Origin of the sequence: Campylobacter sp. Cr9, assembly GCF_020138295.1 — a bacterium.
GTDB lineage: Bacteria > Campylobacterota > Campylobacteria > Campylobacterales > Campylobacteraceae > Campylobacter_E.
Window position 1 is genome coordinate 1 of the sequence record NZ_JACGBH010000025.1, and the last position, 10212, is coordinate 10212.

The following is a 10212-nucleotide window of genomic DNA, read 5'->3' on the forward strand; positions in this document are numbered from 1 at the left end:
GCTAAGCCTTAATTCAGTAATACAAATACTAAAAGGTAGAATTTCAAAAACAAATACTAATTTTACCGATATTTCTAAAAGCGATATTGTTTATATTCCAGTAGGTGGGAGTAATATAAGTTATTAGAATTTGAAATAGGAATTAGAAGCTAATTCCGAATTCAAATTCTTAGCTTTTTAGTTATTAAAAAGCTTATCTTATATTATCTAACTTCTCGCAAGCGTATTTAAATCCTAATTCACAAGATTTTCTTAAAAATTCTAAAGATTTATTTTCGTAATGTTGCGCTACTTCATAACAACTTTTATTATCTTTGTTAAAGCAAGCATATTTATGTAAATCAAGTGCTTTTTCTTCATTTATATTAGTACCTGTTCCATTAAAATACATATTTGCTAGATAATAACAAGATGAATAATTTTTGTTTTCACATTCTGCTGTATATAAGTCAAAAGATTGTTTATAAATTTTTTCATAATCTTCGCATTTTGTATAATTTACTTCGCAGTAATTTGCATAATCATAACAAGCTTCCGCGTTATTATTTTTACATTGTTCTTTCGCTATTTTAATAGTCTTATTTTTATATTTTTTGCTTAATTTTGAATTTTCTAAAATATCAGAATATTTGTAAATATCGCTTAATGCCTTGCAAGCGTTATAACTTTCGTATTTTTCACAAGCTATTTTATAATAAACGCTAGCGTTTTTTTCATCTTCTCTATCAAATTGATAAAAATTTGCATTTTGCATACACTCTTGCAAACTAGCACATTCGTTTGCACCTAAAGTTAAACCAAGTAATAAAATTGATAATTTTTTCATACTAACTCCTTTTTTTAAAGCTAGTAATTTTAGCGAATTTTTGAAAATGTATATATGAAAAAAATAAGAAATAAAGAAAATCCTAGCTAATTTTAGCTAGGAAATAATTATAGTGCTTTTTTAGCTGCTTCAGCAATTTTTGCAAATGCTGCTGCGTCGTTCATTGCCATATCTGCTAGAACTTTTCTATCTAGTTCAATTCCAGCTTTTTTAAGACCATTCATAAATCTTGAATAGCTTAAATCATTTAAACGGCATGCCGCATTAATTCTAATAATCCATAAACGGCGGAAATCTCTTTTCTTGCGGCGTCTATCGCGGTAAGCATATACCAAGCTTCTTTCTAATTGTTCTTTAGCTTTTCTAAAGTGTTTTCTACGACCGCTATAAAAACCTCTAGCTAATTTTAATAATTTTTTATGTCTTCTGCGTCTTACTACGCCTGTTTTTACTCTTGCCATAATTTCTCCTTTTAATGGCGTTTGCCTAAAGCAAATCTTTCCCTAAACGGGGGTAACGAATGATTAAAAAATCAAAAACTCTTATTTCATACAAAGCATTTTAAGAACACGGCTTTCATTTGTAGCATGAACAAATTTTGCTGTTCTTAAATCACGCATTCTTTTTGCAGGCTTTTTAGTTAAAATGTGGCTTCTATAAGCTGAACCACGTTTAATTTTGTTTTTGCCTACTCTAAAGCGCTTAGAAGCACTTTTTACGCTCTTCATTTTTGGCATAAGCTTTCCTTTTTGTTGAATTTTCTAAAAAAGAAGAACAGATTTTAGCATAAAAAGTTTATATATAGCTTATTTTATTTGAAAGTAAGGCAAAAATAAGCAATAAAGAGCTAATGATTATCATAAAAATAATTGAAATATCAAAATTTCCACTCAAATCTTTAAAATATCCAAAAATAATAGGTCCTATGGTTGCGATTAGATATCCAACACTTTGTGCCATAGAGCTAAGATACACGGTAGTTTCACTATTTTTTGATTTTATAGCAATCATAGTTAAAGCAACTCCAAAAATCCCACCAACAGGAATAGAAAATAATAAAGCAGAAAATATCAAAATATATATATTTGAACTAAGTAAGCATATAAAAAATGCAAATATATTGCTAAAACAAACTAAGCATAAAAGCAATGTATTATTGCTTGAGTTTGCCATTTTACTAGGGATAAAATATGCAGAAAACATAGCGCAAAATTGAAATAATATAACAATATTTGTGGCTGTATCGTTGCTTAAATTAGTTGCTAAAATGCTAGGATACCAAGTAATTATCGTATAAAATACACAGCTTTGTAAGCCCATAAATCCTGTTATTATCCAAGCTTTTTGGTTTTTAAAAATGCCTAAAAAATCTTTAAATTTTTTAAGATTTTGTTTTCTATTTAATCTATTGTTTTTAATAAAAGGAAGATAACAAAACAATGCAATAATTGCAAAAACAACCCAACAAAATAAAGTTCCGCTTAAGCCTATGTATTCAACCATATAATGTCCAAAAACTCCAATTAAGCTAGAAACACTTAAAATCATTCCATAAATTGCCATAATTTTGCCTATATTTTTAAAATTATTTTTGATAAAACTTGGCATTAAAACATTTAAAATTGCAATTCCTAAGCCTATTAAAATAGTTCCAAAAAATAAAAAGAAAGTATTAAAAAATGCCCTTGTAAATAAACCTATAATGATCAAAATAATTGCAGAAAACATAGCTTTTGTGTTTGGTAAGATAGGAGCTATTAAAGAAAATATGAAAAAGCATAAAAGTGGCAAAGAACTTAATATTCCTATTTGGGTTGAATTAAGCTCATAAGAAAGCATAATTTTATCAACCAAAGGGCCTATTGCAGTTATCGGTGCTCTTAAATTAAGTGATATAAAAATTACACATAAAATGCTTATTAAAAAATAATTTTTTTTCATAATTTTCCTTTACAAAACTATAAAAAAATATATTAAACAATTATAAAGCATTTAAATATATAATTGTTTCTTTTTAAATTTTTATATAAGGAAGTTTTTAATGTTTGAATTAATTAGTGATTCTTTTAAGCAAGCAGTAAATAAATTAAAAACAATAGATGATGAAAAAGCGTTAAAAAACGCAATGGAAACACTGAAAAAATCTTTATTAAAAGCTGATGTTCATTTTAAAGTAACAAAAGAATTATTAGTTAATGTAGAAAACGAAGTAAAAGCAAAAGGAATAGGTCAAAAACACTTCCTAGATGCTATTAAAAACAATCTTACAAACATATTAACACCAGAGAATAAGATTAGCGAATTTAGATTTTCTCCAAGTGGCTTAACATCAGTTATGATGATAGGTTTGCAAGGTGGTGGTAAAACTACTAGCACAATTAAATTAGCTAATTATTTAAAACTAAGAAAGAAAAAGGTTTTAGTTGCAGCGTGTGACTTACAAAGACTTGCAGCGGTAGAGCAATTAAGACAATTATGCGAAGCAAATGAAATTGATTTATTTTCAATGGATAGCAAAGACCCTTGCGAAGTTGCATCTGCAGCATTAAAAAAAGCAAAAGATAATTTATACGATGTTTTATTAGTAGATACTGCTGGTCGTTTAGCAATTGATGAGCCACTAATGAATGAGCTTGCTCGTGTAAAAGAAATTGTTAATCCATATGAGAGTTTTTATGTAGCTGATGCTATGAGTGGTCAAGAAGGTGTAAAAACTGCTGAAATCTTTAATGAAAAAATAGGAATTAGCGGTGTTATTTTAAGTAAATTTGACGCTGATACTAAAGGTGGGGTTGCTTTAGGTATAGCAAAATTATTAAATCTACCTTTAAAATTCGTAGGTATTGGAGAAAAAGTAGGAGATTTTGAAAGCTTTGTGCCTGAAAGAATTGTTGGCCGTATAATGGGTGAAGGTGACTTAGCGACTTTAATGGAAAAAACTTCTGCTGTGTTTGATGAAAAAGAAGCAAAAATTTTAAGCAAAAAGATTAAAAAAGGTGAATTTAACTTCAACGATTTTATAAACCAATTAGAAAGTGTTAAGAAATTAGGTAATTTAGGCTCATTAGTTGGAATGATACCAGGACTTAGTGGGGTTGCAAATAAAGTTAAAGATATAGATTTAGAAAGTTCAAAAGAAATGATACATATTAAAGCCATGATTAGCTCAATGACACCAAAAGAAAGAGAAATGCCAAGTCTTTTAAATAATGCAAGAAAAGCAAGAATTGCAAAAGGTGCAGGGCTTTCTCAAATGGAAGTTAATAGATTTTTAAAGCAATTTGAAAATGCTTCAAAAATTGCTAAAAAACTTTCAAAAGGTGGTATGAAAGGCTTAGGTTCTATGCTAAATCAAGGAAATTTTCCAAAATAATAAAAAATTTTTAAAGCTTTAAACTTATTTAAAGCTTTTTTATAGACAATTTTTGTTTATAAAAAATCTTTAAATCAATCAAGGAGAAAAAATGACAGTTGTAAGACTAACAAGAATGGGTAGAAAGAAACGTCCTTTTTATCGTATAGTAGTAACAGACAGCAGAAAAAGAAGAGATGGTGGCTGGATTGAAAGTATTGGATATTATAACCCAATGAGCGAACCAGAAACAATTAAATATGATGCTGAAAGACTAGCTTACTGGAAGAGCGTTGGTGCAAAACTAAGCGATCGTGTAGCAAGAATTACAAAATAATGGTAAAAGATTTTATTTTTACATATGCAAAAACAATAGCCGCAAATCCTGAGCGGCTAGAGATTTTTGTAGAAGAAAAGCAAGATAATTTAGTAGATATTGTTATTATGGCTACTAAAGTTGATGCAGGAAGACTTATAGGTAAGTCAGGTAAAATAATCACTGCTATAAAAACAATAGCTGTTAATAATAAAAACACTCAAAAACTAAATTATAAAATCACGGTAAAAACTTTTGATGAATAATTTGGTTTTCGTTGCAAAAATAGGTAAAACTCATGGATTAATTGGGTTTTTAAAACTTCATAATAAAAGTGATTTTTACGAACAATTTAAGCCAAAGGCTGAGTTTTTTGATAAAAATGGTAAGAAATTCATTATAAAATCTTTTGATTTTAATAATTCTTTAATTCAATTTGTAGGGTATGAAGATATAAATAGCGCTAAAGAATTAGTAAATATGGAACTTTATTCAAGCGTTGAGAATACTAGAAAGAATATTAAATTAAATAAGAACGAACATTTTTATTTTGATATTATAGGACTTTTAGCATATGAAGAAGATGAGCTATTAGGTAAAGTTGTAGATATTCTTGAGACTGGAGCTAATGATTTGCTAGAAATTAAAACAGATATAAAATTGCTTAATCAAGGAATGCCAAATAGTTTTTATATCCCATTTCATGATAATTTTATAATCTCAGTGAACGAGTGTATCAAGGTAAAAAATTCTAAGGTTATTTTAGAAAACTCATAATGACATTTAATTTTATAAGTTTATTTCCAAATTTAATTGAGAGCTACTTTAATGAAAGTATTTTAAAAATTGCAAAAGAAAAAGAACTTATAAAATTAAATTATGATAATCCAAGACTTTATTCAAAACATAAACATAATAAAGTTGATGATACAAAAATCAGTGGCGGAGCAGGAATGCTTATGTCTTGTCAGCCTTTATTTGATTGCTTAGAAAATTATAAAAATACCCATATTATTTTTTTAAGCCCAACAGGAAAACCTTTTAAACAAATTGATGCAAAAAGATTAGCTTTAAAAAATGAAATAACTTTCGTATGCGGAAGATATGAAGGAATTGATGAGCGTGTTTTTGAAAATTATGCTAATGAAGTTTTTAGTATAGGAGATTTTGTATTAACTGGTGGAGAATTAGGTGCTTTATGTTTGTGTGATGCTATTGCTAGAAATGTAAAAGGTGTATTAAATGAAGAAAGTTTGGTTGAAGAAAGTTTTGAAAATTATTTGCTAGAAGCACCATCTTTTACCAAACCTTTTATATATGAATACAAAAAAAATAATATTTTTAATAAATTTTATTCAATTTCAAGTTTTGTTAAGGGTAATCACGCTAATATTAACCTTTTAAAAAATCATCTATCGTTTTGCAAGACTAAATTCCACCGCCCGGATTTACTTGCCAAGCACAATAATTTAAGGAAAAACTATGAGAAATAAATATATTGAGCAATTTGAAGCTAAGCAAATTGAAGGTAAAAATGTTCCAGATTTTAGAGCTGGTGATACTTTAAAACTTGCTATTCATATTAAAGAAGGCGATAAAACAAGAGTTCAAAATTTTGAAGGTATTTGTATAGCTCGCCGTGGTCAAGGCACAGGTGAAACTTTTATGGTTCGCAAAATAGGTGCAAATGGTGTTGGAGTTGAGAGAATATTCCCAATTTATTCAGATAGTTTAGAAAGCATAAGTGTTGTTCGCCGTGGTAAAGTAAGACGCTCAAGACTATTTTATCTACGCAGATTACGCGGTAAAGCTGCAAGAATTAAAGAACTTAAACGCTAATATTACGGAGATTTTCTCCGTTCTTCTTATGATTGAAATCAAACAAGCTTCAGAAAAAGATTTAGATTTAATTTTGAGTTTTATTAAAAAACTCGCAGAATACGAAAAATTATCAGATTGTGTAGTTGCAACTACTGAATTATTAAAAGAATGGTTATTTGAAAAAGAAAAAGCTTATGTTTTAATAGCATATTATGATTTTAAGCCCGTTGGTTTTGCTTTGTATTTTAATAATTTTTCAACATTTTTAGGAAAATGTGGAATTTATCTAGAAGATTTATTCGTAGATAGCGATTATCGTGGTTTAGGAATAGGCAAGGCTATTTTTTATGAATTAGCTAAGATTGCTTACGAGAATAATTATGAAAGAATTGATTTTTGCTGTTTGAATGACAATGAACCAAGTTTAAAATTTTATGAAAAAATCGGAGCATTTAGGCAAGATGATTGGGGTATGCTAAGATTAGATAAAATAGGCATTGATAAACTAGCTAATAAAAAAATTTAAATTCCTAATTCAAATTCTTTTTAAAATTTTCGCATTTACTTTATAATTTAAACAATGCATTTTAATGTAAAAATTTATAATAATTTCAAATAAGAATTTATCTTAATCAATGGACTTTAGGGCAAAGTAATTAATCATAATTTTGTTAAAATGAAACATTTAATTTTTTATGAAAAATAACGATTACAAAATAAGGAAAACTCATGAAATATAAATTAAGTTTATCATTATTAACTTGTTTAGCAATCAGCGGGGGGGGGTATTTATTCGCCGAAGAATTAAGCACAGCTTGTCCTAACGGACAAACTCCTTGTGATATTAGTAGTAAAACAATAGAAGTAAGTGGAACACACAATATAAATGAAATAAAAGGTAGTAATGCTAATTTATCAATAAATGATAAGCAGTCTGCTAATTTGACAGTTACTACTATGGATTTAAAGTCAACTACTAAGCCAAATGAGATAGGTTATAATTATATTACTTTTGATGGAGCAAACTCTCCTATTAGTAAAATAAATATTACAAATTTAAATTTAGATAATATGAGATTAAATTTATATAAAGCTCATGTAACAGCAGAAAATGCAAATTTTAAAAATTCTTATGTTCAAAGAAATAGTGGATATGGTTCAATAAATTTTAATAAATTAACATTGGATGGTACTACTTACGCTGATGAGTATCATAATGCTGATAATGATGTTATCAATGAACTTGCTGCTATTAATAATTCTATTCTTCAAATTGGTTTAGATAGCAATAAAGATGCAAGACTTACAGTAAAAACTATTAGAGAAAATGCTTCTCTTGATATAAATGTCAAAAGTGGAACAATAAATATAAATAATATAGAAAAATCAACTAATGGAACAAAACCAAATGTAAATCAAACTAATGGAACACTAAATTTTAATGGTAATGGAACAATAAATGATGTTATTGTAAAATCTAGTGGTGGAAATGTAAATATCAAAAACACTAATTTAACTAATGTAGATATAACAAAATCAAAAGGAACTACAGTTGTAGAAAATGCAACTATTAATAAAGGCAAAATTGATTTAAGTGATAATAAAGACTATTTTTGGTTACAAGGAACAGTAATTATGGATGGCACAATTATTTCAAAAACGACTGCAACTCCAAGTGATCATAATATAGTTATTAAAGATAGTGCTAATATTACTTTAAACAATACTAGTTTAACAAATCTTTCTATAAATGCTGCGGGTAGTGGGGATAAAGATGGTTCTTTAAATATTATAGGTGGTTCACTGAATAATACCGGTATAGGAACGCAATGGCAAAATACTAATCTTCAAAACTTAACTTTAAATAGGGTGACTATTAATAATTCAGGTTTAACTACCGAAAATAATCTAAGAGCCCAAAACATCACTATAAAAGATATTGCAAATGCAATAGGTGTTAAAATCAATGCCCAAACTAAACTTGATATGACAAATTCTACCTTAGATATTACAAGCACAATCACAGCAAAAGAAGCCGATATTAAAACATCTACTGTAAATGGAGTTACAAATGTTACCAACACATTAAATGTAACCGGTTCTACTTTTGGTGGTGCAGTAACAGCGAGTGATTTGATAAGTAGTAAAGACACTACGAAAGGTAATTCTACTTTTAACGGAATTGTAAATATCACCAACTCAATCACATCAAGCGATACAACATTTACTAAAGATGTTACAGCTAATACAATTAATGCAAATAATGGTTCTAACTTTAACGCCAACACTACAGCAACTAATAAAATCACTTCAAATGGTGCTACATTTGGTGGCTTAGTAAAAGCAAATGAATTAGAAACCTTAGCAAATAACAAATCAACATTTAGTGGTAATGTAGATATTGCAACTTCAATTACGGCAAATAATGCAGATTTTAAAGGCAATGTAAGTGCAATCAATAAAATCACTTCAACAGGTGCTACATTTGAAAAAGAAATAAAAACAGCATTCCTAGAAGCAAATACAGGTTCAACATTTGGTGCAAGTAGCAATGTAATAGCAACAGATATAAATGCAGTTGGTGCTACATTTAGTGGCACAATAGCTAAAAACAATTCAATCACAGCTGATAGCTCAACATTTGAAAAAGCAATCGATACAAATACGCTAACGGCAAGTAATAACTCTAAGTTTAAAGGTAATGTTACAGCTAATGCAATCACAGCAAATAGTGGTTCAACATTTGAAACTACAAGTAATATTACTACTAACAAGCTAACCTCAAACGGTGCTACATTTAACGGCACTGTAACAGCAGGAGATTTAGAAACCTTAGCAGGAACAATAGCTTCAAATTTTGCTAACACAGTAAATGTTACAAACACACTAACATCAGCTAATGCTAATTTTACAAACAATGTAACAGCAGGAAATATAATAGCTAACGATAAGGCAATTTTTGGTGGAACTACACCAACTACTATTACAGCAAACACAATCACAGCTAATAGTGGCTCAGTATTTGATACAAATAGCAATGTAAAAGCAAACGATAATATCATAGCAAATGCTGGTTCAAACTTTAAAGGTTCAACAACAGCAACCAATAAAATCACTTCAAACGGGGCTAGTTTTGATGGTACGATAAATTCAGCATTCCTAGAAGCAAATGCAGGTTCAACATTTACAGCTACTAGCAATATAAATGCAACAGATATTAAAGCAACAGGTTCTACATTTAGTGGAAACATAGTTAAAAACAATTCAATCATAGCTGATAGTTCAAGCTTTGCTAACGCAATTGATACAAATACACTAACAGCAAGTAATGGTTCTAAATTTAATAGCTCAGTAAAAGCAAATAATTTAGAGACTTTAGTAGGAACAACAGCTTCAGAATTTGCTAGCACCGTAGATGTTGTAAATACATTAACATCAGCTAATGCTAATTTTAAAGGCAATGTAACAGCAGGAAACATAATAGCTAACGATAAAGCAATTTTTAGTGGCATAGTAAAAGCAACTAAGAAAATCACAGCTAACAGCGGTGCAAACTTTACGAACGAAGTTAGCTCGAACATACTAATAGCAAATAATGGTTCAGTATTTGATGCTAATAGCAAGGTAGTTGTAACAGATAGCATTATTGCAAACGCAGGCTCTAAGTTTCATGGTAGTGTAGCAACTGACTTCTTAGCAGCTGAAAAAGGTGCAGAATTTACAGGTACAACAGATGTAAAACAACTATATGCTAAAGGCTCAGTATTTGGTGGCACTGTAACTATTAATTGTGATAAACCTGACGAATGCGAATCAGTAATAGATAATTCTACCTTTAATAACTTGACCTTAAAAGAACAAACAAAAGTAACGCTAGATAATGGCTCTACAGTCAAC

12 protein-coding genes are annotated in these 10212 nt (G+C 28.8%); 8 read left to right on the forward strand and 4 right to left on the reverse strand.

All coding sequences use genetic code 11. The features are described 5' to 3' along the window. Positions 1-193: 193 nt before the first annotated feature. From AVANS14531_RS08895 to AVANS14531_RS08910, 4 genes are all read right to left on the reverse strand, one after another. Positions 194-826, reverse strand: coding sequence for a tetratricopeptide repeat protein (locus AVANS14531_RS08895; RefSeq protein ID WP_336612131.1), 633 nt, complete (start codon positions 824-826; stop codon positions 194-196). Positions 827-933: 107 nt separating this feature from the next. Next, positions 934-1287 carry a 50S ribosomal protein L20 gene (rplT, locus tag AVANS14531_RS08900; RefSeq protein ID WP_239817479.1) on the reverse strand — a complete coding sequence of 118 codons (354 nt, stop codon included), beginning with the start codon at positions 1285-1287 and terminating at the stop codon, positions 934-936. Between the two features lie 81 nt (positions 1288-1368). Continuing rightward, positions 1369-1563: a 50S ribosomal protein L35 gene (gene rpmI, locus AVANS14531_RS08905; RefSeq protein WP_214117785.1), complete on the reverse strand. Its 195-nt coding sequence runs from the start codon at positions 1561-1563 to the stop codon at positions 1369-1371. 58 nt (positions 1564-1621) lie between these two features. Further along, positions 1622-2767 (reverse strand): MFS transporter, encoded by a 1146-nt coding sequence (locus AVANS14531_RS08910; protein WP_336612132.1) that lies wholly within the window; start codon positions 2765-2767, stop codon positions 1622-1624. Positions 2768-2867: 100 nt separating this feature from the next. Between AVANS14531_RS08910 and AVANS14531_RS08915 the strand changes: the two genes are divergently transcribed. The 8 genes from AVANS14531_RS08915 to AVANS14531_RS08950 form a co-directional block, all read left to right on the forward strand. Further along, a complete protein-coding gene (locus AVANS14531_RS08915; protein ID WP_336612133.1) occupies positions 2868-4199 on the forward strand; it encodes a signal recognition particle protein in 1332 nt (443 codons plus the stop codon). Positions 4200-4290: 91 nt separating this feature from the next. Further along, complete coding sequence (rpsP, locus tag AVANS14531_RS08920) at positions 4291-4515, forward strand: 30S ribosomal protein S16 (RefSeq protein ID WP_239817475.1); 225 nt, start codon at positions 4291-4293, stop codon at positions 4513-4515. Beyond that, on the forward strand, positions 4515-4760 hold the full coding sequence (locus AVANS14531_RS08925) for a KH domain-containing protein (RefSeq protein ID WP_239817474.1): 246 nt from the start codon (positions 4515-4517) through the stop codon (positions 4758-4760). The genes rpsP and AVANS14531_RS08925 overlap by 1 nt, the downstream gene beginning before the upstream one ends. Continuing rightward, positions 4750-5271 (forward strand): ribosome maturation factor RimM, encoded by a 522-nt coding sequence (rimM, locus tag AVANS14531_RS08930; protein ID WP_336612134.1) that lies wholly within the window; start codon positions 4750-4752, stop codon positions 5269-5271. The genes AVANS14531_RS08925 and rimM overlap by 11 nt, the downstream gene beginning before the upstream one ends. After that, on the forward strand, positions 5271-5987 hold the full coding sequence (trmD, locus tag AVANS14531_RS08935) for a tRNA (guanosine(37)-N1)-methyltransferase TrmD (RefSeq protein WP_239817472.1): 717 nt from the start codon (positions 5271-5273) through the stop codon (positions 5985-5987). The genes rimM and trmD overlap by 1 nt, the downstream gene beginning before the upstream one ends. Beyond that, complete coding sequence (gene rplS / locus AVANS14531_RS08940; protein WP_239817471.1) at positions 5977-6333, forward strand: 50S ribosomal protein L19; 357 nt, start codon at positions 5977-5979, stop codon at positions 6331-6333. Before trmD ends, rplS begins: the two co-directional genes overlap by 11 nt. 28 nt (positions 6334-6361) lie before the next feature. Continuing rightward, positions 6362-6841 carry a GNAT family N-acetyltransferase gene (locus AVANS14531_RS08945; protein ID WP_336612135.1) on the forward strand — a complete coding sequence of 160 codons (480 nt, stop codon included), beginning with the start codon at positions 6362-6364 and terminating at the stop codon, positions 6839-6841. Between the two features lie 203 nt (positions 6842-7044). Then, positions 7045-10212: beta strand repeat-containing protein (locus AVANS14531_RS08950; RefSeq protein ID WP_336612136.1), on the forward strand; the 3168-nt coding region annotated here is incomplete at its 3' end.

What these genes read in the sequence shown, in the direction of transcription:
- AVANS14531_RS08895 (WP_336612131.1), bottom strand. Translation starts at nt 826, where the DNA reads ATGAAAAAATTATCAATTTTATTACTTGGTTTAACTTTAGGTGCAAAC.
- rplT (WP_239817479.1), bottom strand. Translation starts at nt 1,287, where the DNA reads ATGGCAAGAGTAAAAACAGGCGTAGTAAGACGCAGAAGACATAAAAAA.
- rpmI (WP_214117785.1), bottom strand. Translation starts at nt 1,563, where the DNA reads ATGCCAAAAATGAAGAGCGTAAAAAGTGCTTCTAAGCGCTTTAGAGTA.
- AVANS14531_RS08910 (WP_336612132.1), bottom strand. Translation starts at nt 2,767, where the DNA reads ATGAAAAAAAATTATTTTTTAATAAGCATTTTATGTGTAATTTTTATA.
- AVANS14531_RS08915 (WP_336612133.1), top strand. Translation starts at nt 2,868, where the DNA reads ATGTTTGAATTAATTAGTGATTCTTTTAAGCAAGCAGTAAATAAATTA.
- rpsP (WP_239817475.1), top strand. Translation starts at nt 4,291, where the DNA reads ATGACAGTTGTAAGACTAACAAGAATGGGTAGAAAGAAACGTCCTTTT.
- AVANS14531_RS08925 (WP_239817474.1), top strand. Translation starts at nt 4,515, where the DNA reads ATGGTAAAAGATTTTATTTTTACATATGCAAAAACAATAGCCGCAAAT.
- trmD (WP_239817472.1), top strand. Translation starts at nt 5,271, where the DNA reads ATGACATTTAATTTTATAAGTTTATTTCCAAATTTAATTGAGAGCTAC.
- rplS (WP_239817471.1), top strand. Translation starts at nt 5,977, where the DNA reads ATGAGAAATAAATATATTGAGCAATTTGAAGCTAAGCAAATTGAAGGT.
- AVANS14531_RS08945 (WP_336612135.1), top strand. Translation starts at nt 6,362, where the DNA reads ATGATTGAAATCAAACAAGCTTCAGAAAAAGATTTAGATTTAATTTTG.